The organism is Pseudomonas sp. RU47 (genome assembly GCF_004011755.1).
Classification (GTDB): domain Bacteria; phylum Pseudomonadota; class Gammaproteobacteria; order Pseudomonadales; family Pseudomonadaceae; genus Aquipseudomonas.
Genome location: NZ_CP022411.1, coordinates 4,913,184 through 4,939,405, shown reverse-complemented (window position 1 = coordinate 4,939,405; position 26,222 = coordinate 4,913,184). Strand labels below are relative to the sequence as shown.

At 60.5% G+C, this 26,222-nt stretch carries 25 protein-coding genes; 12 read left to right on the top strand and 13 right to left on the bottom strand.

The annotated features are described in order from the left end of the window. Positions 1 to 17: 17 nt before the first annotated feature. Genes CCX46_RS22510 through arsC form a run of 3 tightly spaced genes read right to left on the bottom strand, consistent with a single transcriptional unit; the run spans position 18 to position 1,391 of the window. Positions 18 to 443: a DUF2069 domain-containing protein gene (locus CCX46_RS22510; RefSeq protein ID WP_007917509.1), complete on the bottom strand. Its 426-nt coding sequence runs from the start codon at positions 441 to 443 to the stop codon at positions 18 to 20. 1 nt (position 444) lies between these two features. Next, a complete protein-coding gene (gene wrbA / locus CCX46_RS22505) occupies positions 445 to 1,041 on the bottom strand; it encodes an NAD(P)H:quinone oxidoreductase (RefSeq protein ID WP_127929376.1) in 597 nt (198 codons plus the stop codon). Further along, positions 1,038 to 1,391 carry an arsenate reductase (glutaredoxin) gene (gene arsC, locus CCX46_RS22500; protein ID WP_127929375.1) on the bottom strand — a complete coding sequence of 118 codons (354 nt, stop codon included), beginning with the start codon at positions 1,389 to 1,391 and terminating at the stop codon, positions 1,038 to 1,040. The genes wrbA and arsC overlap by 4 nt, the downstream gene beginning before the upstream one ends. Before the next feature lie 113 nt (positions 1,392 to 1,504). On the opposite strand from arsC, the gene CCX46_RS22495 reads away from it, so the two are divergent. Then, positions 1,505 to 1,972: a TlpA disulfide reductase family protein gene (locus CCX46_RS22495; protein WP_127929374.1), complete on the top strand. Its 468-nt coding sequence runs from the start codon at positions 1,505 to 1,507 to the stop codon at positions 1,970 to 1,972. 204 nt (positions 1,973 to 2,176) lie between these two features. Here CCX46_RS22495 and CCX46_RS22490 read toward each other — a convergent pair whose 3' ends face one another. Then, positions 2,177 to 2,581, bottom strand: a complete 405-nt coding sequence (locus CCX46_RS22490) for an META domain-containing protein (RefSeq protein WP_127930439.1) — start codon at positions 2,579 to 2,581, stop codon at positions 2,177 to 2,179. Next, positions 2,581 to 3,015 (bottom strand): hypothetical protein, encoded by a 435-nt coding sequence (locus CCX46_RS22485; protein ID WP_127929373.1) that lies wholly within the window; start codon positions 3,013 to 3,015, stop codon positions 2,581 to 2,583. The genes CCX46_RS22490 and CCX46_RS22485 overlap by 1 nt, the downstream gene beginning before the upstream one ends. Positions 3,016 to 3,148: 133 nt before the next feature. Between CCX46_RS22485 and CCX46_RS22480 the strand changes: the two genes are divergently transcribed. Next, entirely contained in the window at positions 3,149 to 3,601 is a 453-nt protein-coding gene (locus CCX46_RS22480) for a hypothetical protein (RefSeq protein ID WP_127929372.1), read from the top strand. Between the two features lie 12 nt (positions 3,602 to 3,613). Here CCX46_RS22480 and CCX46_RS22475 read toward each other — a convergent pair whose 3' ends face one another. Beyond that, entirely contained in the window at positions 3,614 to 4,603 is a 990-nt protein-coding gene (locus CCX46_RS22475) for a 2-hydroxyacid dehydrogenase (RefSeq protein WP_127929371.1), read from the bottom strand. Between the two features lie 82 nt (positions 4,604 to 4,685). After that, entirely contained in the window at positions 4,686 to 7,439 is a 2,754-nt protein-coding gene (locus CCX46_RS22470; RefSeq protein ID WP_127930438.1) for a response regulator, read from the bottom strand. Positions 7,440 to 7,658: 219 nt separating this feature from the next. On the opposite strand from CCX46_RS22470, the gene CCX46_RS22465 reads away from it, so the two are divergent. The 7 genes from CCX46_RS22465 to CCX46_RS22435 all read left to right on the top strand — a co-directional run bounded on the left by CCX46_RS22465 (position 7,659) and on the right by CCX46_RS22435 (position 16,395). After that, the gene (locus CCX46_RS22465) at positions 7,659 to 8,381 is read left to right on the top strand and encodes a response regulator transcription factor (protein WP_127929370.1); all 723 of its coding nucleotides are present in this window, start codon (positions 7,659 to 7,661) and stop codon (positions 8,379 to 8,381) included. Beyond that, complete coding sequence (locus CCX46_RS22460; protein WP_127929369.1) at positions 8,368 to 9,792, top strand: sensor histidine kinase; 1,425 nt, start codon at positions 8,368 to 8,370, stop codon at positions 9,790 to 9,792. Before CCX46_RS22465 ends, CCX46_RS22460 begins: the two co-directional genes overlap by 14 nt. A 450-nt stretch (positions 9,793 to 10,242) precedes the next feature. Next, a complete protein-coding gene (gene cysM / locus CCX46_RS22455; protein ID WP_026000780.1) occupies positions 10,243 to 11,145 on the top strand; it encodes a cysteine synthase CysM in 903 nt (300 codons plus the stop codon). Further along, positions 11,145 to 12,521, top strand: coding sequence for a 23S rRNA (uracil(1939)-C(5))-methyltransferase RlmD (gene rlmD, locus CCX46_RS22450; protein WP_127929368.1), 1,377 nt, complete (start codon positions 11,145 to 11,147; stop codon positions 12,519 to 12,521). The genes cysM and rlmD overlap by 1 nt, the downstream gene beginning before the upstream one ends. A gap of 101 nt (positions 12,522 to 12,622) precedes the next feature. Further along, complete coding sequence (gene relA / locus CCX46_RS22445; protein ID WP_007917476.1) at positions 12,623 to 14,866, top strand: GTP diphosphokinase; 2,244 nt, start codon at positions 12,623 to 12,625, stop codon at positions 14,864 to 14,866. Positions 14,867 to 14,993: 127 nt separating this feature from the next. After that, complete coding sequence (gene mazG, locus CCX46_RS22440) at positions 14,994 to 15,827, top strand: nucleoside triphosphate pyrophosphohydrolase (RefSeq protein WP_127930437.1); 834 nt, start codon at positions 14,994 to 14,996, stop codon at positions 15,825 to 15,827. Positions 15,828 to 15,852: 25 nt separating this feature from the next. Beyond that, complete coding sequence (locus CCX46_RS22435) at positions 15,853 to 16,395, top strand: DUF2058 domain-containing protein (protein ID WP_016987455.1); 543 nt, start codon at positions 15,853 to 15,855, stop codon at positions 16,393 to 16,395. Positions 16,396 to 16,465: 70 nt separating this feature from the next. Here CCX46_RS22435 and CCX46_RS22430 read toward each other — a convergent pair whose 3' ends face one another. The 6 genes from CCX46_RS22430 to CCX46_RS22405 form a co-directional block, all read right to left on the bottom strand. Next, on the bottom strand, positions 16,466 to 16,654 hold the full coding sequence (locus tag CCX46_RS22430) for a hypothetical protein (protein ID WP_007917473.1): 189 nt from the start codon (positions 16,652 to 16,654) through the stop codon (positions 16,466 to 16,468). Positions 16,655 to 17,044: 390 nt separating this feature from the next. Then, positions 17,045 to 18,265 (bottom strand): beta-ketoacyl-ACP synthase I, encoded by a 1,221-nt coding sequence (gene fabB / locus CCX46_RS22425; RefSeq protein ID WP_003227152.1) that lies wholly within the window; start codon positions 18,263 to 18,265, stop codon positions 17,045 to 17,047. 11 nt (positions 18,266 to 18,276) lie between these two features. Next, positions 18,277 to 18,792 (bottom strand): 3-hydroxyacyl-[acyl-carrier-protein] dehydratase FabA, encoded by a 516-nt coding sequence (gene fabA / locus CCX46_RS22420; RefSeq protein WP_003227150.1) that lies wholly within the window; start codon positions 18,790 to 18,792, stop codon positions 18,277 to 18,279. 247 nt (positions 18,793 to 19,039) lie between these two features. Beyond that, positions 19,040 to 20,944 (bottom strand): ATP-binding protein, encoded by a 1,905-nt coding sequence (locus CCX46_RS22415; RefSeq protein ID WP_127929367.1) that lies wholly within the window; start codon positions 20,942 to 20,944, stop codon positions 19,040 to 19,042. After that, entirely contained in the window at positions 20,941 to 21,873 is a 933-nt protein-coding gene (locus tag CCX46_RS22410; protein ID WP_127929366.1) for an ABC transporter substrate-binding protein, read from the bottom strand. The genes CCX46_RS22415 and CCX46_RS22410 overlap by 4 nt, the downstream gene beginning before the upstream one ends. Position 21,874: 1 nt before the next feature. Continuing rightward, positions 21,875 to 23,998 (bottom strand): TonB-dependent receptor plug domain-containing protein, encoded by a 2,124-nt coding sequence (locus CCX46_RS22405; protein ID WP_127929365.1) that lies wholly within the window; start codon positions 23,996 to 23,998, stop codon positions 21,875 to 21,877. Positions 23,999 to 24,194: 196 nt separating this feature from the next. On the opposite strand from CCX46_RS22405, the gene CCX46_RS22400 reads away from it, so the two are divergent. From CCX46_RS22400 to sixA, 3 genes are read left to right on the top strand one after another with little or no spacing between them, the layout of a single operon-like run. After that, positions 24,195 to 25,220 (top strand): NAD(P)H-dependent glycerol-3-phosphate dehydrogenase, encoded by a 1,026-nt coding sequence (locus CCX46_RS22400; protein ID WP_064391581.1) that lies wholly within the window; start codon positions 24,195 to 24,197, stop codon positions 25,218 to 25,220. 21 nt (positions 25,221 to 25,241) lie between these two features. Continuing rightward, complete coding sequence (locus CCX46_RS22395) at positions 25,242 to 25,589, top strand: DUF4389 domain-containing protein (protein WP_008087808.1); 348 nt, start codon at positions 25,242 to 25,244, stop codon at positions 25,587 to 25,589. Beyond that, positions 25,586 to 26,038, top strand: a complete 453-nt coding sequence (gene sixA / locus CCX46_RS22390) for a phosphohistidine phosphatase SixA (protein ID WP_007917466.1) — start codon at positions 25,586 to 25,588, stop codon at positions 26,036 to 26,038. Before CCX46_RS22395 ends, sixA begins: the two co-directional genes overlap by 4 nt. Positions 26,039 to 26,222 lie beyond the last annotated feature (184 nt).

Here is a 26,222-nt window from a genome sequence, read left to right as displayed (position 1 = left end):
GCTGCGAAGGCGTCCGTTTAGGCGACGGAGATCTCGCCTTCGCCAGCCAACTTGCGATTCAACTGATACCGCCACCGCACATACAAAAGCGCCGAGCAGAACACCGCCAGGCTGGCGACCATCTCCAGCACACCAAACAACTGCCGGTTCGGGTCATACGCCGCCAGTGCGCCTTTGATGAAATACAGATTCACCACAAAACACATCCACGAATGCCCACGGGCGCTGCCCATGATCATCGCCGGGGCGAGAACAATCCACGGGATCAGCTCGACCAGCAGAATTACCCACGGCCGCGCGCCATGCAGATCGGCGAACAGCAGGTAGTAGGCCGCCAGCAAGCCGGCGAGGGCGAAAAAGCTCAGCAGGCTGATCACCCGCATCGCCTTCACCCGTGGCTCAAGCCACTCGACACTCGGCAGAATCTTCGGCTTCTTCGCCATCTCAGCCCACCAGTTTTTGAGCGGTTTTCGCCAGCCGCAGACCCAGCGCGCGACACAGCGCCACTTCATGCTGATCGAGACCACTTTTGCCGTCAGCCCCAGCGTGATGGCTGGCACCGTAAGGCGTACCGCCGCCCTGGGTTTCCAGCAGCGCCGATTCGCTGTACGGCAAACCGGTGATGAGCATGCCGTGGTGCAGCAAAGGCAACATCATCGACAGCAGCGTGGTTTCCTGACCGCCGTGCAGGCTGGCGGTGGAGGTGAATACACCCGCCGGTTTGCCGACGAGGGCGCCGGTCAGCCACAGATTGCTGGTGCCATCGAGGAAGTATTTCAGCGGCGCAGCCATGTTGCCAAAGCGCGTCGGGCTGCCGAGGGCCAGACCGGCGCAGTTCTTCAAGTCATCGAGGGTGGCGTAGAGCGCGCCTTCGTCCGGTATGGCCGGGGCCACGGCTTCGCACTCGGTGGAGATTGCCGGCACGGTGCGCAAACGCGCTTCGAGACCGGCCTGCTCGACACCACGGGCAATCTGCCGGGCCATCTCGTTGGTCGAGCCGTTGCGGCTGTAATACAGCACCAGAATGTACGGCGCGCTCACGGCAACAACTCCAGGATATTTTCCGGTGGGCGACCGATCACGGCTTTGTCGCCGACTTCGAAAATCGGTCGCTCCATCAGTTTCGGGTGCTGAGCGATGGCGTCGATCAATTGCGCTTCGCTGAGGCTTTCGTCAGCCAGTTGAAGCATTTTGTATTCATCTTCCCCAGTGCGCAGCAACTGGCGTGCGCTGATCCCGAGCTTGCCGAGCAGGGCCTTGATTTGCGCTGCAGTCAGCGGGGTTTCGAGGTAACGCACGACGTTCGGGGTCAGGCCGCGGGCTTCAAGAAGTTCCAGCGCGCCGCGGGATTTCGAGCAGCGCGGATTGTGATAAAGCGTCAGATCGGTCATGTCGGGTCGCTTCTGGCGTAAAGTGGCGGCTATTCTAACTGTGCAGCGCGCAATCCAGAACCTTCGGAGGCAATGGGTCGCAGGCGCCTTCAAATTTTCACAAGGAACACGACATGACACGGCGATTGGCAGCGGCATTGACGATAATCGGGGCGTTGATGCTGGGGGGCTGCGGCAATGATTACGGTATCGACCAGAACGGCCAGAAAGTGGCGTCCGAGCGTTTGGACAAGCAATGGGTGGTGCTGAACTACTGGGCCGAATGGTGTGGTCCGTGCCGCACCGAGATCCCGGAGCTCAACCATTTGGCTGATGAGCTCAAGAGCAAGAACGTAGGCGTCTTCGGGGTGAACTTCGACAATGTGCAGGGTGTGGAACTGAAAGACGCCAGCGAGAAGCTGGGCATCAAGTTCACCGTGCTGGCGCAGGATCCGGCGGAGCTGTTCGAGTTGCCGCGCAGTGAGGCATTGCCGGTGACGTACATCATCGACAACAACGGCAAGGTGCGTGAGCAGTTGATGGGCGAACAGACGGCGGCGGGGGTGATGGCGAAGCTGGAGGCGTTGCAAGCGACCAAGTAACGTCAAAAGCCCCTCACCCCAGCCCTCTCCCGGGGGGAGAGGGGGCCGACCGAGGTGTCTGGCGAGTTACATCGACCTGAAAAAACCAGTCGATTATGGATTCACCAAAGCAGGATCAGGTCGACGTAGCTCCCCAATATCCCCCAATCAGTCCCCTCTCCCTTTGGGAGAGGGCTAGGGTGAGGGCTTTGGCGATCCTGAGGCTTAACCCTCTTCCAGCCACCAGCGCAACGGCTTGCCTTCTGCCGGCCAGAAGCGCATCTGTTCGATCGGCGAGATGTCCCAGCGCTGGACATGCTCCAGCGCCTGCAGGAAGCGCTGCTCCTGCTCCATCAGCGCCGGGGCGCACAGTTTGCGAGTCTTGCCGATCTTGCCGAAAGTCAGCTTGTCACCGTCCAGCGTGTACGGCGCGAACCAATGGTTGCAGCCACCGTTGCCATAGGCGCGGCCATCATCGCCCAGGGTCACCGTCAGATGGCTGTAATCCATCAGTGGTCGCTCACCGATCCATTCCAGAATGTAGCTGCGGTTCTGTTGCAGTTGCACCGGCTCCGCAGCGCATCCCACCAGGCCGGCACCGACCAGCGCGGTCAGGGCAAAGCGTTTCATCATGCCGGCTCCTGGCATTTCGGGCACAGGTGTTTGTCGCCAACGGCTTTCCAGCCCAGCCCGGCGATGCGCGCGGTGGCCGCCGGTTTCTCGGCGGCTTTGCCGAGTTTGGCGTCCACGGCGAATTCGAAGCTCAGCTCTTTGGCGCAGCTGTCGCAGTTGACCTGCCAGGTGTGGATCGCCAGTTCACCAAATACCGGACCTGTGGTCATCGCGGTCCATTGGCCCGGCGGATTGATCAGGTGGCGGACGGTTTCAACGGTCAGGCGCATGGACAAGTCCTTGCTGCCTTTGAGGGTGACCAACAAGGCGTCACCGATGCGAATCGAGCCACCATTGCCGGTGACCTGATAGCGGCCCGGAACAAGGGCGCGGCATTCGGTGAGGGTGTGTTGCGGGTTCATCAGGTTGTAGCGGAAATCGTGTTCGACCATGGGTCCTCCAAATATGCGCGACATGCTAGCACGGGCTTGATTGCAGAATGATGCGCGCGTGTGACCTTCGATCAGGTTCAATTGAGGCGACGCTCATGGCAAACTGCCGGCCTCGACTCTGAAGGAACGGAACATGGCGCTGATCGAATGTTATGAATGCAAGAAGAGCATCAGCTCCGAAGCCAACGCGTGCATTCATTGTGGGGCTCCGATGGCGGAGCATGTGACACAAGCGCACGGCGCAGCTGCGCCCGCTCAGGCCGCGACGATCTCGTTCGGCAGCTTGCCGCGCAACAAGTCTGTGCCCGAGGTCATTGCTCCGGCACCCGCACCGCAACCTTTGCCGAAAGTCATGCCGGCCGCCGCGCGGCGCCGGCGCCAGCAGCCCACCGAGCAACCGGCTACCGAGCAGGCCAATGCCGACGGCAGTCGGCCGGTGGAAGGCTGGCTGAAGATCATGATTTTCCTGCTGCCGATGTTTTTCGTCTGGTTCCTGCTGCGCTACGGCCATTCGATGAAACAGCGCTTCTTCGGCTTCGGCTGGCTGGCGCTGTTGATTCTGGCGTCCTCGCTTTCACCGAAATAAGCTGAAAAGCGCTCAGCCTTCGACCTGGTTCTGTGGCGTTCCCGCCGCCCAGGTCGCGATGTTGTGCAGTGTGGTTGCGGCAATCGCCCCCAGTGCTTCACGCGTCAGAAAGGCCTGATGCGCGGTGATGATCACGTTGGGAAAAGTCAGCAATCGCGCAAGCACATCATCCTGCAAGGGCAGGTCGGAGCGATCCTCGAAAAACAGTTGCGCCTCTTCTTCATAGACATCCAGGCCCAGATAACCGAGTTGGCCGTCCTTCAAGGCGTCAATCAGCGCCGGGGTGTCGACCAGGCCGCCGCGACCGGTATTGATGAGCATGGCACCGGCCTGCATATGCGCCAGTGAATCGCGGTTGATCAGGTGTTTGCTCTGCTCGTTGAGCGGGCAGTGCAGGCTGATGATCCGCGACTGCGCGAGCAGTTCCGGCAGGCTCAGATAGCGCGCGCCCAACGCCAGTACATCCGGGTTCGGGAACGGATCGTAGGCCAGCAACTCACAGCCGAAACCGTGCATGATTTTCGCGAAGGTCGCACCGATCTGACCGGTGCCGACAATCCCGACGGTTTTGCCGACCAGGTCGAAACCGGTCAGGCCATGCAGGCTGAAATCGCCCTCACGGGTGCGGTTATAGGCGCGGTGCAGACGGCGGTTGAGGGCGAGGATCAGCGCCACGGCGTGTTCGGCCACCGCATGCGGTGAGTAGGCCGGCACGCGCACTACGGCCAGTCCGAGACGTTTCGCCGCGGTCAGATCGACATGGTTGTAACCCGCCGAGCGCAGGGCAATCAGGCGCGTGCCACCCGCGGCCAGCCGCTCGAGCACTGGAGCGCTGAGGTCATCATTGATGAAGGCGCAGACCACTTCATGCGCTTCAGCCAGCGCCGCCGTATCGAGGCTGAGCCTTGCCGGTTGAAACTGCAGCTCGACACCTGCCGGGCAATCGGCGGCGAGGAAGCTGTCGCGGTCGTAGGTCTGGCTACTGAAAACGAGCGTGCGCATGAAAACCTCCTGGAACATCGACGCGGATTGAATCACCCAAGCTCACTTTAGCGGTGCTGGCGTTGATCGGCATTGCTGTGGATCAGGCACTGATCTTCGCTTGCGCCGCGAGCCGGTTGATCGCGCGCTCCAGTTCTTCCAGCGCTGCCACGGCCTTGGGGGCGTCCTGCTTGAGCAGGGTTTCGCTGCGCTGACAGGCCGCGCGCAATTGCGGTACGCCGCAATAACGGGTGGCACCGTGCAGACGATGGACGCGTTCGATCAATGCGTTCTGGTCGCGGTTCTCGCACGCCGCGCGAATGGCTTCGCGGTCGGCTTCCAGTGAAGCGAGCAGCATGGCCAGCATGTCCGCCGCCAAGTCAGCCTTGCCAGCGGCCAGGCGCAAACCTTCCTCGTGATCAAGCACTGGCAGTTCATTATTGCCCGCTGCACTGTCGCTGGTCCGCTCCGGCGCTTGATTACGCAAAGCCAGGCCGGTCCATTTCAGCACCACCTGCGCCAGTTGCCGCTCACTGATGGGTTTAGTCAGGTAATCATCCATGCCGCTTTGCAGCAGCGCGCGTTTTTCGTTGGCCATGGCGTGGGCGGTGAGGGCGACGATCGGCAGCGGCGTGCAGTGCCGCTCGCTTTCCCACTGGCGAATGGTTTCGGTGCTCTGACGGCCGTCCATGCCCGGCATCTGCACGTCCATCAGCACCAGATCGAAAGATTCGTTCTGCACGGCTTTGACCGCGGCGTAACCGCTTTCCACGGCAAGCACCTTGGCGCCCATGTCTTCGAGCAGGGTTTGCACCAGCAGCAGGTTGGCCGGATTGTCGTCGACGCACAGCACTTTCGGCGCCCGGCTCGACAGCGGTTCGCCCGGCTCATTGCGCGGCTGGCGCGGGTTGACCAGATCGGCCAAGGCTCGGCGCAGTTTGCGTGTGCAGGCCGGTTTCGCTTGCAACTGGCTGTGCGGGTTCGGCACCGACAAATGGAACAGTGTCTGTTCGGTGGTCGGGCACAGCACCAGCACTTTGCAGCCAAGGTGTTCGAGGTCCCAGATGTGCTGGTTCAATCGCTCTGGCAGCATGTCGTTGCTGGTGATGCCGATGACCGCCAGATCAATCGCCTGATCGGTCTGGTGGGCGCCGGTGACGCCATTGGTCAAGGTCTCGAGGGTGTTGAACGGGGTGACATCGAGGCCACAGTCTTCCAGTTGATGCTGCAAGGCCTGGCGCGCCAGTTCGTGATTCTCCAGCACCGCCACGCGGCGGCCGAGCAACGGCGCGGCCGGCAGGTCTTCGGCGTCGTCACGGGTTTTCGGCAAGCTCAGGCTGATCCAGAATTCCGAGCCTTCGCCCGGTGTGCTGTCGACGCCGATTTCGCCGCCCATCTGTTCGATCAGGCGTTTGGAAATCACCAGCCCCAGACCGGTGCCGCCCGGCTGGCGCGACAGCGAGTTGTCGGCCTGACTGAACGCCTGGAACAACGCGCGCACGTCCTGATTCGACAGGCCGATGCCGGTGTCCTGAATGCTTATGCGCAGTTGCACGCTGTCTTCTTGTTCATCTTCAAGCATCGCCCGGGCAACGATGGTGCCTTCGCGGGTGAACTTGATCGCGTTGCTCACAAGGTTGGTGAGAATCTGCTTCAGACGCAGCGGGTCACCGACCAGCGACAGCGGTGTGTCGCGATAGACCAGGCTGACCAGCTCAAGCTGCTTGGCGTGCGCAGCGGGGGCGAGGATGGTCAGGGTGTCCTGCAACAGGTCGCGCAGGTTGAACGGAATATGGTCGAGCACCAGTTTGCCAGCCTCGATTTTCGAGAAGTCGAGGATCTCGTTGATGATCCCCAACAAGCTGTCGGCGGATTTTTCGATGGTGCCCAGATAGTCGAGCTGGCGTGGGGTCAGTTCGCTTTTCTGCAACAGATGCGTGAAGCCGAGAATGCCGTTGAGCGGCGTGCGGATCTCGTGACTCATGTTGGCGAGGAATTCGGATTTGATCCGGCTGGCTTCCAGCGCTTCTTTGCGCGCCAGGTCCAGTTCGATGTTCTGGATCTCGATGGTTTCCAGATTCTGCCGGACGTCTTCGGTGGCCTGATCGACGCTGTGCTGGAGTTCTTCGCGGGCGTTTTGCAGGGTGCCGGCCATGCGGTTGATGCCCGAGGCCAGTTCATCCAGCTCCTGACTGCCGAGCGGCGGCAGACGCGTTTCCAGATGGCCGTCCTTGAGTTGCGCGACGGCTTGTTTGATCTGGCTCAGCGGACGATTGATGGTGCGGCCCATGCGCAACGCCAGCAATGCCGCGCCCGCCAGACCGGCGGCAATCAGCAGCAGGCTGGCAAACAGGCTGCGATAACCGCGCAGCAGCATGCCGTTGTGCGACAGTTCCAGCTCGACCCAGCCGAGCAAGCGGTCAGACTCTTCCGGGATCAGTTCGCCGGCGAGGTTGCGATGCTTGCCGAATACCGGCATCAGGTAACGCGTCGCGTCATTGCCGCTGCGCCGTTGCAAATGCGCGCTGTCGCCGCTCGGCGCCTGATTGAGCATGGTCGGGCCGGCATGGGCTAGCGGTGAGCGGTCCGGGGCGAGGAAGGTCACCGCGCGCACATCCGGTTGCTCAAGGGACTGAGTGGCAATGCGTTCGAGCAGATCGCTGTTGCCGTGACCCATGGCGGGTGCCACCAGCGGCGCCAGTTGCTCGGCGATCATCTCGCCGCGCTGCATCAATTGGCTCTGCAAGTCGGACTGCTGCGTCCAGGTGAAGTAACCACCCAGTACCAGCGCCATCAGGCTGGTCGGCAACAAGGTCAGCAACAACACGCGACCTTTGATTCCCAGTTTCTTGAGCACGCCTATCTCCTGCATCCCGCTGATCTGTTGACTCATGCGTGCATCCGGCACGCGACATGGGCGCAGTGTAGCGATTTGCTCGCAGGCAATCTCCGGAAAAATGCGCTCAGGGTGGGTCAGGGCACCGGTGCTCGTTTGTCAGAAAGGGCAGCCTTGTGTTGCCCGCTGCCGGGCAATCTTGAATAATCGCGCTCAACTGAGAATTACTTGCAGATACTCATGACTCCTGTTTCCGTCGGCCAGCCACGCATTCTTTCCATCGAGGACGATCCGGTTCTCGGCGCCTATGTTCACGAACATCTGGGCCGCAGCGGCTTTCAGGTGACCTGGTGCCAGAATGGTCAGGAAGGCCTGAGCATCGCCAGGCGTCAGCCATTCGACGTGGTGCTGATGGATATTCTGTTGCCCGGAATGGATGGTTTGAATGTATTGACGCAGTTGCGTCAAAGCCATTCGACCCCGGTGCTGCTGATGTCGGCCCTCGGCGCCGAGGCGGATCGCATCAGCGGTTTCCGTCTGGGCGCCGACGATTATTTGCCCAAGCCGTTCAGCATGGCCGAGTTGCATGTGCGCATTGAAGCGATCCTGCGTCGGGTTGCGCTGGATCGGCGCCCGGCATCGCTGGCGGCGCCAGTGGCGGCCGGTACGCTGCGTTTTGACGATGAGCAATGCGATGTTTTTTTTCGCGAACACGCCGCCGGGCTGACCCGCAGCGAATACCGTCTGCTGGAAACCCTCAATCGCAATGACGAAGAAGTACTGAGCAAAGCCTTCCTTTATCAGCACGTTCTGCAGCGTGGATACGCGGCCCATGACCGCAGTCTCGACATGCATATCAGCCAGATCCGCCGCAAGCTCAAAGCCATCGGTTACACCGAGCGTGAAGTGCGCACCGTCTGGGGCAAGGGTTACGTCTTGAGCGCCGCCGATGAAAATCTCTGAACTGCCGGGCCGGCATTCGCTGTTCTGGAAACTGGCCTGTCTGCTGGTCGCATTCTGTCTGCTGATGATCTGGCTGAGCTGGTCGTGGGGCCGTTATATGGAGGAGCGCAACCAGTTCCTCTCCGACGAAGCACGCGGCACCCTTTCACGTTATGCGATGCAAGCCGAGCAAGCGTGGCAGCACGGCGGCCGCAGCGGGGTCGATGACTGGTTGCAGAGTATGGAGTTGCGTGAAGCCAGTTGGGTTGGCGTCATCGGCGGCAACTTGCAGTCGCTGAGCAGCGATCCGCTGAATGAACAGGAAATCCAGCACCTGACGTTCTTGCGTGGCCTCGACTGGCCGATTCACAAAAAGAACCGGCCGTGGCTGCGTGTGCCGTTTCCCAAAGAACCGTCTGCCGGCAGCCTGGTGATCGAGCTACCCGAACGTTTCCTGCCGGGCAAGTATCGTGTGTTCTGGCGCGTTATCACTAACGGCGTGATTCCGGGCCTGTTCACCTTGTTGCTGTGCGTCGGTCTGTACCGCTTGCTGGTCGTGCCCCTGAACAACCTGCGCGAACAGGCCAACGCCTGGCGCGCCGATCAATTGAATGTGCGGCTGTCGAGCGGCATCACCCAACGGCCGGATGAACTCGGTGAGCTTGCGCGGGCATTCGACTCGATGTCCGAACGCTTGCAATCGACCGTCGCCCTGCAACAGCAATTGCTGCGCGACCTGTCCCACGAATTGCGCACACCGCTGAGCCGCTTGCGGGTCGCCAGTGAAAGCGAACAAAGTCTGCTGCAGTTGCGCGAGCGCATCGGTCGCGAAGTCGACGGTATGCAAAGACTGGTCGAAGACACCCTGCAACTGGCCTGGCTCGATACCGACCGTACGCCATTGCCCGAAGAAGCGATTCAGATCCAGGCCCTGTGGGAAATGCTCACTGACAATGCCTGTTATGAAAGCGGCTGGCCGAGTCTGCAATTGCAGTGCGCGGTCGAGTCCTCATGCTGGGTGCGCGGCAACCTGAACACGCTGGCGCAGGCACTGGAGAACATTTTGCGCAACGCCATTCGGCATTCGCCACCGGGCGGGATCGTGCGACTGGATGGACGGCGCGATGGCGATTTCTGGCATCTGTGGCTGGAAGATAAGGGCGGCGGCGTAGCGGAAGGGGATCTGGAACGGATCTTCTCACCGTTCACCCGGCTCGACGGCTCGCGGCCCGGTGATGGCGGTTTTGGCTTGGGGCTGAGCATCGCGCGCAATGCCGTGCAGCGTCAGGGCGGAAGTATTTGGGCGGAGAATGGCGGGGCGGGATTGCGGCTGAATTTACGGTTGCTGGCGGATGATTGTGTTGCGCAGACTGACGCCTTCGCGAGCAGGCTCGCTCCCACATTGGATCTCGGTTCGCCGCAGATTGTGTGATCAACAGTTAATAGTGTCATCACTGCTGACACTATTCTGCGAATGACACTACTCCCTGTGGGAGCGAGCCTGCTCGCGAAGAGTCTCTGAGCATCACCACCAATGAAAATGGCTCAACACAAAAGTCGCGCCACTGGTGCGACTTTTATCGCTTACTCCCATCCCATAGGGAGTGTGTTTTACTCGCAGATTGTTTGAGGAATACAAGACAGTGTCAGCACTGCTGACATTATTAATAGAGCAACACGGGTCACTGTGGGAGCTGGCTTGCCAGCGATGAGGCCATTTGCATCACCGCAAACAAAGATGACCCAGCGTAAAAGTCTCACCAGTGGTGAGACTATTGCTGCTTATTCCCATAAACCATAAGCACCGCACTTTGCGTGATATGGCCTGCGCGGGTTTGCCGGTATGATAGGCGCCCCCGCACGTCTGGATTGCGAATACGCCATGACCCTGCAGTACCCAACCATCGCCGATTGCGTCGGCAACACTCCGCTGGTGCGTTTGCAGCGCCTGCCCGGTGCCACCAGCAACACCCTATTGCTCAAGCTCGAAGGGAATAACCCGGCGGGTTCGGTCAAGGACCGTCCGGCGCTGTCGATGATCACTCGCGCCGAGTTGCGCGGGCAGATCCACGCCGGCGATACGCTGATCGAAGCGACCTCGGGCAACACCGGGATCGCGCTGGCCATGGCGGCCGCGATCAAGGGTTACAAAATGATCCTGATCATGCCGGACAACTCCAGCGCTGAACGTAAAGCGGCGATGACCGCCTATGGCGCCGAGCTGATTCTGGTCAGCCAGGAAGAGGGCATGGAAGGCGCGCGCGATCTTGCGCAGCGTATGGAAGCCGAAGGCCGTGGCAAGGTGCTCGATCAGTTCGCCAACGGCGACAATCCTGAAGCGCACTACACCACCACAGGTCCGGAAATCTGGCGTCAGACCCAGGGCACCATCACTCATTTCGTCAGTTCGATGGGCACCACCGGCACCATCATGGGCGTGTCGCGCTACTTGAAAGAGCAGAGCGACAGCGTGCAGATCGTCGGCCTGCAACCGATGGAAGGCTCGGCCATTCCCGGTATTCGCCGCTGGCCGCAGGAATACCTGCCGAAGATTTATCAGGCTGATCGTGTTGACCGTATCGTCGACATGGCGCAAAGCGAAGCCGAAGACGTCACCCGGCGTCTGGCCCGCGAAGAAGGCATCTTCTGCGGCGTGTCCTCGGGGGGGGCGGTGGCAGCGATGCTGCGCCTGTCCAAAGAAGTTGAAAACGCGGTGATCGTCGCGATCATCTGCGACCGTGGCGACCGTTACCTGTCGACCGGCATTTTCGACGCGCCCAACTGATGGCCAAGCACGAGAGAGGCCTGCGCTTCCAGCCCACCGGCGGCAGCAAGGTTGCGCAAATTCCGACCGGTAAAAAGCAGCGCTTGAGCATTGAGCGCCTGGCCAATGACGGTCGCGGTATCGCGTTTTTCGAAGGCAAAACCTGGTTCGTCCTCGGCGCCCTGGCCGGTGAAGAGGTCGAAGCGCGGGTGCTCGGCGCCCACGGCAAAGTGGTCGAGGCGCGCACTGAGCGCGTGTTCAAAGCCAGCGAACTGCGTCGCCCGGCACCGTGTCAGCACGCCGGCCGTTGCGGCGGTTGCAGCGTCCAGCATTTGCCCCACAGCGAACAGCTTGCCCTGAAACAGCGCATGCTCGCCGAGCAATTGTCGCGTGTGGCCGGTGTCGAACCTGAACAGTGGGCAGCGCCGCTGACCGGTCCCGAATTCGGCTATCGCCGTCGCGCCCGGATTGCGGTGCGCTGGGACATGAAGGCGAAGAAACTCGAAGTGGGTTTCCGTGCCGCCGGCAGTCAGGACATCGTCGCGATCAGCGAATGCCCGGTGCTGGTACAGCCCTTGCAACCGATCATGACCCGTTTGCCTGAGATGCTCCGCCGTTTGAGCAAGCCGCAGGCTTTGGGCCATGTCGAGTTGTTCAGTGGCTCGTCTCTGGCGGTGTTGCTGCGGCACATGGCGCCGTTGTCCGAAGCGGATCTGACCATCCTCAAGGACTTCTGCCAGTTCCATGAAGCGCAATTGTGGCTGCATGGCGAAGGTGAGCCGCAACCGGTCGATGCCACCCAGTCGCTGGGCTATCGCCTGGAGCAGTGGGATCTGGATCTGGCGTACCGACCGGGTGACTTCATTCAGGTCAATGCCGGTGTCAACGAAGCGATGGTTGCACAGGCGCTGGACTGGCTGAAGCCGGGTCGCGACGAGCGCGTGCTCGATCTGTTCTGCGGCTTGGGCAACTTCGCCTTGCCGTTGGCCAAAGCCGTGCGCGAAGTCGTCGCGGTCGAGGGTGTGCAAACCATGGTCGATCGCGCTGAAGCGAACGCCGCCAGTAACAATTTGCATAACACAAAGTTTTTTCAAGCCGATTTATCCCAGCCTTTGACCGATGCCCAGTGGATCGGAAACGGCTTTTCTGCGGTACTCTTGGACCCACCGCGTGACGGTGCTTTCGAGGTGGTTCGCAAGCTGGCGACCCTGGGTGCCAAACGGTTGGTGTACGTATCGTGCAACCCTGCAACTCTGGCGCGCGATACGGTCGAATTGATCAAGCAGGGCTACCGGTTAAAACGTGCCGGGATTCTCGATATGTTTCCTCAGACGGCACATGTCGAGGCCATGGCGTTATTTGAAGCGAGCCAGGATGGCTCGTCTGAATCCGTCTGATCTGTCCGCGCAGCGCTCGCTTTAGCCCCGCGAGCGCAAACGGGCAATAAGGATCAGCGATTTGACGCATTGAATCTGCGTCGTAGGGAAGGTAAAGCAAGATGGTACAGGTGAGAGCACACCAGCCGATCAACACTGACGGCAGTATCAATCTCGAGGCTTGGCTCGATCACGCGGTCAGTGTCGATCTGGCACTGGATCGCGAAGCCTTGAAAGAAGCCTGCGAGTTCGCTCGCGAGGCCGAACAACAGTCCAATGCCAAGAAGAATCTGTGGGCCGAAGGCTCCGGCAGTTTCAGTACTGGCCTGGAAATCGCCGAGATTCTCGCCGACCTCAAGCTCGATCAGGATTCGCTGGTCGCGGCGGTCCTGTATCGCGGCGTACGCGAAGGCCAGATCGAACTCGCGGCCGTCGGCCAGCGCTTCGGTCCGGTGGTCGCCAAGCTGATCGACGGCGTGCAGCGCATGGCGGCCATCAGTGCCAGCCTCAGTCCGCGCCAGTCGATGGTCATGGGCACGCAAGGGCAGGTGGAAAACCTGCGCAAGATGCTCGTGGCGATGGTCGACGATGTGCGTGTCGCGCTGATCAAACTGGCCGAACGTACCTGCGCCATTCGTGCGGTGAAAACCGCCGACGACGAAAAGCGTAACCGTGTCGCCCGGGAAGTCTTCGACATCTATGCGCCGCTCGCGCACCGGCTCGGCATCGGTCATATCAAATGGGAACTGGAGGATCTGTCCTTCCGTTATCTCGAGCCTGATCAATACAAGCAGATCGCCAAGTTGCTCCACGAGCGACGGCTGGACCGTGAGCGCTTCATCGCCGACGTGATGACCCAGCTCAAGGATGAACTGCAGGCCACCGGCGTCGATGCCGACATCAGCGGCCGCGCCAAACACATCTATTCGATCTGGCGCAAAATGCAGCGCAAGGGTCTGGAATTCAGCCAGATCTACGACGTGCGCGCGGTGCGTGTGCTGGTGCCGGAGATGCGCGACTGCTACACCGCGCTCGGCATCGTCCACACCTTGTGGCGGCACATCCCGAAAGAGTTCGACGACTACATCGCCAACCCGAAAGAGAACGGCTACCGCTCGTTGCATACGGCGGTAATTGGCCCGGAAGGCAAAGTCCTTGAAGTGCAGATCCGTACGCATTCGATGCACGAAGAAGCCGAACTCGGCGTCTGCGCGCACTGGCGCTACAAGGGCACCGACGTCAAATCCGGTTCGAATCACTACGAAGAGAAAATCTCCTGGCTGCGTCAGGTGCTCGAGTGGCACGAAGAACTGGGCGATATCGGTGGTCTGGCGGAACAGCTGCGTGTCGATATCGAGCCGGATCGGGTTTACATCTTCACTCCCGACGGTCACGCCATCGACTTGCCGAAAGGCGCGACGCCGCTGGACTTCGCCTATCGCGTGCACACCGAAATCGGCCACAACTGCCGTGGCGCGAAGATCAACGGGCGCATCGTGCCGCTCAACTACAGCCTGCAGACCGGTGAGCAGGTCGAGATCATCACCAGCAAACACGGCACACCGAGCCGCGACTGGTTGAACTCCAACCTCGGTTACGTCACCACCTCGCGGGCGCGGGCGAAGATCGTCCACTGGTTCAAATTGCAGGCGCGCGACCAGAACGTGGCCGCCGGTAAAACCCTGATCGAGCGCGAGCTGACGCGCCTCGGTCTGCCCGCGGTGGATTTCGACAAGCTGGCCGACAAGGCCAACATGAAAACCGCCGAAGACATGTTCGCCGCCCTCGGTGCCGGCGATCTGCGTTTGGCGCAACTGGTCAACCTCGCGCAGCAACTGGTCGAGCCGGAACGCGGCAACGAACAGCTGGAGCTGATTCCGCGCAAAGCCACCGGCTACAAACCGGGCAAGCGCGGCGACATTCAGATCCAGGGCGTCGGCAACCTGATGACGCAGATGGCCGGCTGCTGCCAGCCGCTGCCGGGCGATGCGATCGTCGGCTATATCACTCAGGGTCGTGGCGTGAGCATTCACCGTCAGGACTGTGCCTCGGTGCTGCAACTGGGCGGGCGCGAGCCAGAGCGGATCATTCAGGTCAGCTGGGGCCCGGTGCCGGTGCTCACCTACCCGGTGGACATTGTCATTCGTGCCTATGATCGCTCCGGTCTGCTGCGTGACGTCTCGCAGGTACTGCTCAACGAGCGCATCAACGTGCTGGCGGTCAACACCCGCTCGAACAAGGAAGACAACACCGCGCTGATGTCGCTGACCATCGAGATCCCGGGTCTGGATGCACTGGGGCGGTTGCTCGGGCGGATTTCGCAGTTGCCGAACATCATCGAAACGCGGCGTAACCGTACGCCGTGATGTGGCTTCTCTGTGGGAGCGAGCCTGCTCGCGAAGAGGGCGTGTCAGTCGACAACATAGTTGCAGACACACCGCTTTCGCGAGCAGGCTCGCTCCCACAGTGGTTTTGTGGTGAGACAGCTAAATGATGTACAGCCTTGAAGATCTGCTCCACCTGATGAGCCGTCTGCGCGATCCGCAGTACGGTTGCCCGTGGGACATCAAGCAAACCTACGCGACCATCGTCCCGCACACGCTCGAAGAAGCCTACGAAGTGGCCGACGCCATCGAACGCGGCGACTTCGATCATTTGCAGGGTGAGCTCGGCGATTTGTTGTTCCAGGTGGTGTATTACAGCCAGTTGGCCAAGGAAGAAGGGCGCTTCGAATTAGCCGGGGTGATCGACAGCATCACCCGCAAACTGATCCGCCGTCATCCCCACGTGTTCCCCACCGGTGATCTCTACGCACCGCTGGATGTGCCGCGCTTGAGCGAAGAACAGGTCAAGCAGCGCTGGGAAGAGATCAAGGCCGAAGAGCGCGCCGAGAAATCCGCCGCGCCCGAGCAACTGTCACTGCTCGATGACGTGCCGGCGACGTTGCCGGCATTGTCGCGTTCGGCAAAGTTGCAGAAGCGTGCAGGGCAGGTCGGTTTCGACTGGCCGGACGCCTTGCCGGTGCTCGACAATGTGCGCGAAGAGCTCGATGAAGTCCTCGAAGCCATGTCCGAAAACGATCCCGTCGCTGTGGCTGACGAGATCGGCGACCTGCTGTTTTCCGTGGTCAATCTGGCCCGGCATCTGAAGGTCGACCCGGAAACGGCACTGCGTGGCGCCAACGGCAAGTTTGAAAGACGTTTCCGATTTATCGAACAGGCATTGCGCGACACCCACCGTCCCATAGAAGATTGCACCCTCGAAGAGTTGGACGCCCTGTGGGGTGAAGCCAAACGTCAGGAAAAGAATGTGCCCGGCTGCGGCTGAGCAACTGCCCAAGTGAGTAAGTCCCATGAGTATTTCCCTTCGCGACCAGTTGCTCAAAGCAGGCCTGGTCAACCAAAAGCAGGCCAAGCAGGTCAGCAAGGACAAGCAGAAGCAGCAGCGTCTGGCCCACAAAGGCCAGATCGAGCTGGATGACTCGCAGCAGCGTGCCGCCCAGGAAGCCATGGCTGAGAAGGTCAAGCGCGACCAGGAGCTGAACCGTCAGCAGAAAGAGAAAGCCGAGGCCAAGGCGCGTGCAGCTCAGGTCAAGCAACTGATCGAAGTCTCGCGTCTGCCGAAGCTGACCACCGAGGACTACTACAACTTCGTCGACGACAAGAAGGTCAAGCGTATCTCGGTCAACACGCTGATGCGCAACAAGCTCAGCAGCGGCTCGCTGGCGATCGTCCACCATGCCGGCGGCTACGAAGTGATCCCGCGTGAAGCGGCCCTGAAGATCCAGGAGCGCGACCCGCAGCGCATCGTCCAGCTCAACGTGCAGACCGAAGAGGTCAGCACTGAGGACGATCCGTACGCGGCGTATCAGATTCCTGATGATCTGATGTGGTAAATCGATAAAGCTGTAACAACGACAAACCCCGCTCATGGCGGGGTTTGTCGTTTTCAATGCTGTGGTTGAATCAGGCGGATTTCAGATCCCGCTGCTGTTCTTGTACTTCCAGTTCGGCCTTGTAGTTGTGGGCATCGATCTCGTTGTGGAACATGCCGACCAGCAAGTCTTGTTGATGCACATCCCAGATGCGGATACCGGCGGCTACGCCTTCGTGGGACATGTGTGAATCGTCGCGTTCAGTTACTTTTACAGTCATCTGCTAGCTCCAAATCTCAAGTTATCTGCAGCAAGGCGTGTGCAGGACTCTGTTATATGATTTGTTAGCTTGCTAAGTAAACGGCTGATTTGCGCAAGGTGTTATTGCGTATTTTGCAACAGTGCTGCAGCCCGCGTAATCCGCGACATTCGGTCGCAGGGCGGTAAGTTTCATGACAGAAGTTTCATTTTCAGAAGCGCCGAAACCCATTGTGGGAGCGAGCCTGCTCGCAAATTCGGTGGGTCAGACGACGATAGGGTGACTGGAATATCGCATTCGCGAGCAGGCTCGCTCCCACAGGGTTTTGCGGTGTACCTGCTATTTTCTTCAGGCAAAAAAAACGCCCCGAACCAGTCGGGGCGTTTTCATGTGTGGCTCAAGCGGGGGGAATTACTTGCCTTCCCAGCGCTTCAGTACCAGCGTGGCGTTGGTGCCGCCGAAGCCGAAGCTGTTGCTCATCACGGTGTTGATGGTGGCGTTTTCGCGGGTCTTGGTCAGCACCGGCAGGTCGGCCACTTCTGGGTCCAGCTCGTCGATGTTGGCGGAACCGGCAATGAAGTTGCCTTCCATCATCAGCATGCAGTAGATCGCTTCGTGAACGCCGGCGGCGCCCAGGGAGTGACCCGACAGGCTCTTGGTCGAGCTGATCGCCGGTGCCTTGTCGCCGAACACTTCACGCACACCTTTCATTTCCGCGACGTCGCCGACCGGAGTCGAGGTGCCGTGGGTGTTCAGGTAGTCGATCGGCGTATCAACGGTGGACATCGCCATCTGCATGCAGCGGATCGCGCCTTCGCCACTCGGGGCAACCATGTCGTAGCCGTCGGACGTTGCGCCGTAGCCAACGATTTCCGCGTAGATTTTCGCGCCACGGGCCAGAGCGTGTTCCAGCTCTTCAACCACGACCATGCCGCCACCGCCAGCGATGACGAAACCGTCACGGTCGGCGTCGTAGGCACGGGAAGCTTGTTCCGGGGTGTCGTTACGCTTGCTGGACAGAGCGCCCATGGCGTCGAACAGGAACGACTGGCTCCAGTGCTCTTCTTCACCGCCACCGGCGAAAACGATGTCCTGCTTGCCCATCTGGATCTGTTCCATGGCGGTACCGATGCAGTGAGCACTGGTGGCGCAGGCAGAAGCGATGGAGTAGTTCAGGCCCTTGATCTTGAACGGTGTGGCCAGGCAAGCGGAAACGGTGCTGCTCATGGTCCGCGTTACGCGGTACGGGCCAACGCGCTTCACGCCTTTCTCGCGCAGGATGTCCAGCGCTTCCATCTGGTTCAGTGTGGAAGCACCGCCGGAACCAGCGATCAGGCCGGTACGCGGGTTGGACACTTGCTCTTCGGTCAGGCCGGAGTCAGCAATAGCGTCTTTCATGGCCAGGTAGGCGTAAGCCGCTGCGTGGCCAACGAAGCGATAGATCTTGCGATCGATCAGCTCTTCAAGGTTGAGGTCGATGGAGCCGGAAACCTGGCTACGCAGACCCATTTCGGCATATTCCGGGTTGAACCGGATGCCAGGGCGGCTTGCACGCAGGTTAGCGGAGACGGTCTCTTTGTCATTGCCCAGGCACGAAACAATGCCCAGACCAGTGATAACGACGCGGCGCATGCGAATAACCCTTAGAAGTTGTCAGTGGAGGTGAACACGCCGACGCGAAGGCCTTCGGCGGTGTAGATTTCGCGACCGTCGACAGTCACCGAACCATCGGCAATGGCCAGGTTCAGCTTGCCCTTGAGGACGCGTTTGATATGAATGTTGTAGGTGACTTTCTTGGCGGTCGGCAGTACCTGACCGAAGAATTTCACTTCGCCCGAACCCAGCGCACGGCCGCGGCCCGGCAGGCCTTGCCAGCCCAGGAAGAAACCGACCAGTTGCCACATGGCGTCCAGACCCAGGCAACCCGGCATCACCGGATCGCCTTCGAAGTGGCACGCGAAGAACCACAGATCAGGGTTGATATCCAGCTCGGCGACCAATTCACCTTTGCCGTACTTGCCGCCTTCTTCGCTGATCAGGGTGATGCGATCGACCATCAGCATGTTCGGGGCGGGCAGTTGCGCGTTACCTGGGCCGAACAGCTCACCGCGACTGCAGCGCAGCAGATCTTCCCGAGTAAAGGCGTTTTGTTTGGTCATGCGAGCTCCTCAATAATCCCATGCGGCAGGTGGGGCAAATCTTCCCGACCGTTCGAAGCGTTCATGCCTCGAACCGGCAGCCTACTCATAGACTATTGCGTTGTGGTGAAAGTCACAGCACCAAGGACATGAATGTACACTTGTGCACTGAAATTTTTATTCAAGCCCCTTTTGAGGCTCGTTCGGGTGCCTAAGACTGCCGCACTTTCGCTTTTCACGCCAGTCGCAGATGGTCGAAAGGCCCACACTACGACACCCAGCGCTGCAGAATCTGCTGCAGATCATTACGTTTGAACGGCTTTGCCAGATAATCGTTCATGCCCGCCGCCAGACAGGTTTCGCGGTCGCCCTGCAAGGCGTTGGCGGTCAGCGCGATGATCGGCACCTCACTGCGTCCGGGCAGCAGCCGGATCTGCCGCGTGGCCTCATAGCCATCGATGATCGGCAAACGGCAATCCATCAGAATCACTTCGAAGTCGCTGACCTCGGCGTTGCGCACGGCTTGTGCGCCATCAGTGGCGACACTGACAGTAAAGCCCAGACTGCGCAGCATCGCTTCAATAACCGTCTGGTTTACCGGATTGTCTTCGACCAGCAAGACATTGCGCCCTTCACCATGCTCTTTGCCGTTCAGTGCACGCGGCGCGGCCAATGGCGGCAGCGCCTGCTTATAGAGTGCCAGCGGAATTTCCAGGGTGAACACCGAACCACGGCCTTCCTCGCTCTGCGCGCGCAAGGTGCCGCCCATGCGTTCGGCCAGCGTACGGGCGATCGGCAAGCCGAGACCGGTGCCACCGTAACGCCGCGAGATTGAACTGTCGGCCTGCTGGAAAGCGTTGAACATCAATTCCAGACTTTCGGAAGAAATACCGATGCCGCTGTCACGCACCGAGCAGGTGAACCACAGCAATTCATGATCCAGCGACTGCCACTGCGCCTCGATGCTGACGCGACCCTGTTCGGTGAATTTCAGTGCGTTGCCAACCAGATTGACCAGAATCTGCCGGATCCGCGTTGGATCGCCTTGCACCTGCAAACCGCGCATGTCGTCCGGGATGCGCAGGTTCAGCGCCAGCCCTCGCTGTACCGCGCTGTGCTGGAACGACTGGGCGCAGGCGCCAATCAGTTCGGCCAGGTTGAACGGGATGTGCTCCAGTTCCAGCTCCGAGCGTTCGATGCGTGAGAAGTCGAGAATATCGTTGATGACTTTCAGCAAGTGCTCGGTGGACTCCGAGGCGAGGGCGGCATATTCAACCTGCTCCTCGGTCATCTCGGTGGTTTCCAGCAATTGCAGCATGCCCAGCACGCCGTTCATGGGCGTGCGCAGTTCATGGCTCATCATCGCCAGAAAGTCGGACTTGGCGTTGTTGGCCTTTTCCGCTTCTTCACGGGTCTGGATCAGTTGGGCCATGGCTTGATGCTGCTCGCGGCTGGCCTGTTCCAGCGCCTGGGCAAGGTTGTTGATGTGTTGCGACAGCGCGCCCAGTTCGGTGTCATCGACGATCGGCAACGGGGTTTTGTAATCGCCGTCCTGAATCGCCTTCACCGCGTCACCGATATCGCGGATCGGCTGCGACAGGCTGCCGGCCAGGCGCCGTGCCAACACAAAGGTGAAGAGCAGGGCGAACAGCGCGAGAATCCCGGCCTTGAGCAGAATCTCCTGCTGGCGCTGGCTGAACGCGTCGTTGGACAAGCCGACGATCACCCGGCCCAGATAATCTTCGCCGGCCCCGCTATTGCTGACCTTGCCGTCCTGGAAGAAATCATTGTGCAGGGCGATGCGCTGCAACCGTACTGGTGCCTGAAACACTTCGACCTGATGCGGCCGACCGTGCGCCGCCGCGGGTTGTTCGACGTACACCAGAATCCGGTTGGCGCTGTCCTGTACTTCGAGAAAACGCACGTTGGGCGTGGCCAGTGTGGCTTTGAGCAGGCTTTCCAGCACTTCGTTGTTGCCGGAAATCACCCCGTATTCGGTGGCGGGCGCCAGTTGGTTGGCGATCAGTTGACCGGTGTGGTTCAGTTCCTGACGCAAATCCTGAATGCGCACGAAGGTGAAGAAGCTGATCAACAGCAAGGTCAGCAACAACGCCGGGCCCAGGCTGATCAGCTGGGTGCGGGTGTTGATGTCCCAACGGCGACGGAAACTCATGGGCGGCGTTCTCCTTCAGCCAGTGCGCTGGCAACAGATGCGTCATTGAGCGGTTCGATACCCAGTGAACGAGCGACCTGCGCATTACTTGAGACTTTAAAACGTGCGGGGTAGAGCGTCCGCGGCCAAGTGGCCGGCGGTTGGTCGAGCAATTGATCGAGGATTGCCAGCCAGTCGTTCTGGTCGCTGTAACTGCTGGCCAGGCTGCCGGCGCGGACGAACGCGACGTTGGGGCCGACCAGTGCGACTTGCCGTGAGTAACTGCTGAGCAGCAGGTTTTTCGCGGTTTTCGGGTTGTACAGATCGGGGTCGTCGAGCCCGAGCAGCACGTCGCTGTTTTTCAGCACGGTTTGCAGCGGGCGGCTGTCGTGGGTGTTGTCCCAGCGCTGGCTGACGACTTGCAGGTTCAGCGGCGCGGCGGCGAGATTCAGCTCCTTGAGGAGGAATTCGCTGTGCTCATCGAACAGCACGCCGATCCGCCGGGCCTGGGGCAAAATGCGTCGGATCAACTGCAACTGTCGGCTCAGCGGCGGATCACTCCACAGCAAACTCAGATGCGCCGGTTGCGCGCTGCCGAGGCGCTGCCGGGCTTGCAGGCGACTGATGCGCAGCACCAGCGTCGCCGGGCCTTGGGGTTCTTGCAGACGCCAGTCGAGGCTCGGCAGGTCGAGCAGAATCAGGCGCAGGCCGGCGGGCAGTTTGCCCGGCGCCGGCAGGCTGGCCAGTGGCTGGAAACGCACGTTGTCGGTCGGTCGCAGTTCACTCAGCGCCTGGACGAACGCTTGTACGCCTGGACTTTCTTCGGCGCCGGTCAACAGGATATCGGCGGCCTGCACCGCCACACCATGCAGCCATGCGGTCATAAACAGACAGACCCCGGCCAGCCAGTGGCCCAGGGTTGGCATCTTCCGTGACTGCCGGTAGCGCATCCTAGAACTCCAGCTCGGCGCTGAAGTACATCACCCGGCGTTCGTCGTAATTGTTGTCGACGAAAGTGGTCGGCTCGTGGTCGAGACGCTGTTGCAGTACGCCAGCCAGTTGCAATTGTGCTTTGCCCAGCGCGATGCGTTTGGCGATGCGCGTGTCGACGCGCTCGAAACGGTAGCCGTTGAGTGCGTTGTCGCCGTAATAGAAGAGGGCGCTGTTCCAGCCATGGCCCCAGTCGCGCAGCCAGCCAGCCGAACCGCTGTTGCGTGAAGTGAACTGCTGATCCAGTGGGTTACTCGCCTCGGCATCGACAAAGGCGTAGGTGAAACGCAAACGGTCGGCCAGGCTCACGCGCCAGTCGAGCTGGGTTTCCGTGCCCCGAAAACGTGAGCTGTTGGCATTGCTGGCGATGTACTGGTTGTTACGTAGCGGCTCACTGATCATCCCGGTGATCTCGTCGTAGAACAGCTTCACATCCAGGGCCAGGCCCAGTTCGGCGAAATAGCCGTTGTAGCCCAGCTCGCGCGAGCGCATGTGTTCCTGATCGAGATCGCCGGGGCCGCGAGTCTTGACGAAGTAGCGCGCCGAAGACTGGCCATAGGCCGAGGGGCGCAGGTTGCTGACCTGATAGCTCCAGTTCACATTGTTCTCGAACATGTCCGGCGAGCGGATCGCCTCCGAATACACCGCACGCAGGCCGTGGCGCGGGTTGATCAGGTAATTGACGGCGAAGCGCGGGGTCAGCGAACTGCCGATCAGTTGCGTGTTTTCGAACATCGCACCGCCCTGCAACAGCCAGTGTTCCGTGGCGCGCCATTCCAGTTGGCCGAACGCGCGCCAAGTGGTGTCGTCCAGCGTGCCATTGAAGTAAGTCTCGGAGTCGGCGCGGTCGTAACGATAGTTCATGCCGCTGACCAGACGCAGGCTGTCGGACAGGCTGAGGGTGTCCTGCAATTCGAGGTCGTAGCGCGATTCGCGGGCGCTCTGATCGATGTCGCCGCACAGGGTTCGGCTGGCGCCGTTGCGCCATTGATCAAGCACCTGATTGGCCAGGGCCATTTCCTGTGGCGTGCCGGGCGCCGCTCCGGGGCCGGTGAACCGGGTGATGTTGCGCGCCAGACGTTCGGTGTAATTCGGGTTGAGCTGCCACAGTTGCGTCAGTTCGGGGCTGAACGATACCTCGGCATCGCAGGCGCGCCAGGTTTGCTGACGATCCCAGTGTTGCGCCGAGCCTTGTATATAAAGGCTGTGCTCCGGGTTGATATCGAGATTCCAGCGCACCGAGCCGGCGTAATCCTTGGCGACTACGTCGGAATTGTTCCCGGCGGCGGTAATCCCGGAGAACACCGGGCGGTAGGTGTAGGGCCGCTGGTTGGTGCCGTCCTTGGCGTTGACCTGCCAGTCGAGGCTCTGGTTGTCGCTGAGGGTGTGACTGACCGCGAGACTGAAGCGATTCAAGCGGCGGCTGTCACGGTAGTCTGCACCGCTGCGATCGCTGTCGAAGCCGTCATCTTCCTGACCGGACAGCGACAAGCGCAGATCACCACCATTCCAGCCGGTGCCCTGGCTGGCGTAAAAATCATTGATGCCACGCTGGCCACGGGTGTACTTCAGGCGAGTGCCGTGGCTGTCTGCCGGGTGACGGGTAATGATGTTGACCACCGCCATCAGCGCGTTGGCGCCATAACTGACGGTGTTCGGGCCGCGAAACACTTCGATGCGCTCGATGTCCTCCATGGCCACGGGGATATCGCTCCAGTCCACCGTGGACAAACCGGCGCGGTACACCGAGCGGCCGTCGATCAACACTTGCATGCGCCGTGCTTCGCTGGCGTTGGTGCCGTGATAATTGACGGCCGCCTGATTGCCGCTGATGTTGCCGACCATCATCCCTGGCACCAGGCGCAGCAGCTCACTGATGTCGCGGGCGCCGCTGGCGTTGATCAATTCGCTGTCGAGTACGGTCATGCTCCCCGGCACTTCCGCCGGTGTCTGTTTCAGGCGCGTGGCCGTCAGCACCTGCGGCAGTGCTTCGTTGTCCATGAACAGGTCGTCCGCCAGCACTAGCGGGCTGAACAGCAGCGCCAGCAAAAGGGACGAACGGGGAGGGGGAGGAGCGAAAAACACGACGCAGCCTTGATCGTAAAGATTTGGCGCGCATGTTAACCGAGCACCGTGACTTTTCCATTCACGTTAGTAGCATTTTCCTAGGTTTTATTGGTCTTCTTCCTACAAGTGTCGGTAATTGTTGCTGGGGCTGGCCGCGACCGGGCTGCCCCGTATAATGCCGCCATCGCCACTGGTATGGATTAACGGATTGCATATGACTGAACAGCGCCCGATTGCGGTCCTGGGAGGCGGAAGTTTTGGTACCGCCGTGGCCAATCTTTTGGCCGAGAATGGCCATCAAGTCCGGCAGTGGATGCGTGACCCCGAGCAGGCCGAGGCCATCCGGGTCAATCGCGAAAACCCGCGTTACCTCAAAGGCATCAAGATTCTGCCGGGGGTGACCGCCGTCACCGACCTGCAGGAAACCCTCGACGCCTGTGATTTGTGCTTCGTCGCGCTGCCGTCCAGCGCATTGCGCACGGTACTCGCCGCCCACGCCGAGCGGTTGAGCGGCAAGATGCTGGTCAGCCTGACCAAAGGCATCGAAGCCCAGACCTTCAAACTGATGAGCCAGATTCTTGAAGAGATCGCCCCGCAAGCGCGCATCGGCGTGCTGTCCGGGCCGAATCTGGCGCGGGAAATCGCTGAACATGCGCTGACCGCCACGGTGGTCGCCAGCGAAGACGAAGAACTCTGTAAACAAGTGCAAGCCGCGCTGCACGGTCGCACCTTCCGCGTTTACGCCAGTGCCGACCGTTTCGGCGTCGAGTTGGGCGGGGCGTTGAAAAACGTCTACGCGATCATCGCCGGCATGGCGGTGGCGCTGGAAATGGGCGAGAACACCAAGAGCATGCTGATCACTCGCGCCCTCGCCGAGATGACGCGGTTTGCGGTGAATCAGGGTGCTAATCCCATGACGTTCCTCGGTCTGGCCGGTGTCGGCGATCTGATCGTCACCTGTTCCTCGCCGAAGAGCCGTAACTATCAAGTCGGTTTCGCCCTTGGCCAGGGCCTGAGCCTCGACGAAGCGGTGTCGCGTCTTGGCGAAGTCGCCGAAGGCGTCAACACGCTCAAAGTGCTCAAGGCCAAGTCCCAGGAAGTCGGCGTGTACATGCCGCTGGTCGCCGGGCTGCATGCGATCCTCTTTGAAGGACGCACGCTGGAGCAGGTGATCGGTCTATTGATGCGGGCCGAGCCGAAAACCGACGTCGACTTTATTTCCACCAGCGGTTTCAACTGAGTGAGCCGGGAGTAGCAAGCCATGAACGATCCGAAAACCGAAGCCAAGTACGAATCCATCCTCCTGCGCGTGTTGTGGATGATCGTCTATGTGCTGGTCTGGCAAGTGGCGCAGTTCATCCTCGGCGCAGTGGTGCTGGTGCAACTGATCTATCGTTTGATCTATGGCGCGCCGAGCGCCAGCCTGATGAACTTCGGCGACAGCCTGAGCCAGTTTCTGGCGCAGATCGGCCGCTTCGGCAGCTTCCACAGCGACCAGAAACCGTGGCCGTTCGCCGACTGGCCAACGCCGCGTACTCCGGAAGGTGAGGCGCCACACGCCGTCGCGCCGGCGCCGCATCCGGTTCGAGATGAGGAACCCAAGCTATGAAACTCTGGGTGTTGCGTCACGGTGAGGCCGTGCCTTACGGCTCGTGCCCCGATTCCGAACGGGAACTGACCGAGCACGGTCGTAAAGAAGCTTTGAGCAGCGCTGCGCGTTTGATTGGCCAGCCGCTGACGGCGATTTACGCCAGCCCCTATCTGCGCGCGCAGCAAACCGCGCAGATTGTTCGTGAGGCGCTGGGTTTCGAGCCGGAGATTCGCACGGTCGAGTGGCTGACGCCGGAGGTTGATCCGGACAAGGTCACCGACCAACTGGTGTCGGTGAGCAATGTGCTGTTGGTCAGCCATAACCCGTTGGTGGGCAATCTGCTGAGCTATCTGCAGCATGGCGCCGGGTATCCGCCGGAGAAGGTCAGTACTGCTGGCTTGGCCGAGCTGGAAAGCCCTGAGTTGCTGATTGGCTCGATGACCCTCAACAGCCTCAAACACCCGTAACGCTGATCCCTTGTGGGAGCGAGCCTGCTCGCGAAAGCGGCGTGTCATTCACCCTTTATGGGTCTGACACACTGCATTCGCGAGCAGGCTCGCTCCCACATTGGTTTCTGCGTACATCCTGAAATTATTTGTTTGAATTTTCCAACCAAGCACTTGCTTGGTTGACTACGCTTGCTCCAGACCC

Excerpts from the sequence above, each read along its gene's own strand:
- CCX46_RS22475 (WP_127929371.1), bottom strand. The coding sequence starts at position 4,603 with ATGCGCACGCTCGTTTTCAGTAGCCAGACCTACGACCGCGACAGCTTC.
- CCX46_RS22485 (WP_127929373.1), bottom strand. The coding sequence starts at position 3,015 with ATGGTCGAACACGATTTCCGCTACAACCTGATGAACCCGCAACACACC.
- CCX46_RS22395 (WP_008087808.1), top strand. The coding sequence starts at position 25,242 with ATGAACGATCCGAAAACCGAAGCCAAGTACGAATCCATCCTCCTGCGC.
- CCX46_RS22480 (WP_127929372.1), top strand. The coding sequence starts at position 3,149 with ATGGCGCTGATCGAATGTTATGAATGCAAGAAGAGCATCAGCTCCGAA.
- CCX46_RS22430 (WP_007917473.1), bottom strand. The coding sequence starts at position 16,654 with ATGACTGTAAAAGTAACTGAACGCGACGATTCACACATGTCCCACGAA.
- sixA (WP_007917466.1), top strand. The coding sequence starts at position 25,586 with ATGAAACTCTGGGTGTTGCGTCACGGTGAGGCCGTGCCTTACGGCTCG.
- CCX46_RS22415 (WP_127929367.1), bottom strand. The coding sequence starts at position 20,944 with ATGAGTTTCCGTCGCCGTTGGGACATCAACACCCGCACCCAGCTGATC.
- CCX46_RS22510 (WP_007917509.1), bottom strand. The coding sequence starts at position 443 with ATGGCGAAGAAGCCGAAGATTCTGCCGAGTGTCGAGTGGCTTGAGCCA.
- arsC (WP_127929375.1), bottom strand. The coding sequence starts at position 1,391 with ATGACCGATCTGACGCTTTATCACAATCCGCGCTGCTCGAAATCCCGC.
- CCX46_RS22460 (WP_127929369.1), top strand. The coding sequence starts at position 8,368 with ATGAAAATCTCTGAACTGCCGGGCCGGCATTCGCTGTTCTGGAAACTG.
- CCX46_RS22435 (WP_016987455.1), top strand. The coding sequence starts at position 15,853 with ATGAGTATTTCCCTTCGCGACCAGTTGCTCAAAGCAGGCCTGGTCAAC.
- CCX46_RS22495 (WP_127929374.1), top strand. The coding sequence starts at position 1,505 with ATGACACGGCGATTGGCAGCGGCATTGACGATAATCGGGGCGTTGATG.
- fabA (WP_003227150.1), bottom strand. The coding sequence starts at position 18,792 with ATGACCAAACAAAACGCCTTTACTCGGGAAGATCTGCTGCGCTGCAGT.
- relA (WP_007917476.1), top strand. The coding sequence starts at position 12,623 with ATGGTACAGGTGAGAGCACACCAGCCGATCAACACTGACGGCAGTATC.
- CCX46_RS22400 (WP_064391581.1), top strand. The coding sequence starts at position 24,195 with ATGACTGAACAGCGCCCGATTGCGGTCCTGGGAGGCGGAAGTTTTGGT.
- fabB (WP_003227152.1), bottom strand. The coding sequence starts at position 18,265 with ATGCGCCGCGTCGTTATCACTGGTCTGGGCATTGTTTCGTGCCTGGGC.
- cysM (WP_026000780.1), top strand. The coding sequence starts at position 10,243 with ATGACCCTGCAGTACCCAACCATCGCCGATTGCGTCGGCAACACTCCG.
- CCX46_RS22410 (WP_127929366.1), bottom strand. The coding sequence starts at position 21,873 with ATGCGCTACCGGCAGTCACGGAAGATGCCAACCCTGGGCCACTGGCTG.
- CCX46_RS22490 (WP_127930439.1), bottom strand. The coding sequence starts at position 2,581 with ATGAAACGCTTTGCCCTGACCGCGCTGGTCGGTGCCGGCCTGGTGGGA.
- CCX46_RS22465 (WP_127929370.1), top strand. The coding sequence starts at position 7,659 with ATGACTCCTGTTTCCGTCGGCCAGCCACGCATTCTTTCCATCGAGGAC.
- mazG (WP_127930437.1), top strand. The coding sequence starts at position 14,994 with ATGTACAGCCTTGAAGATCTGCTCCACCTGATGAGCCGTCTGCGCGAT.
- rlmD (WP_127929368.1), top strand. The coding sequence starts at position 11,145 with ATGGCCAAGCACGAGAGAGGCCTGCGCTTCCAGCCCACCGGCGGCAGC.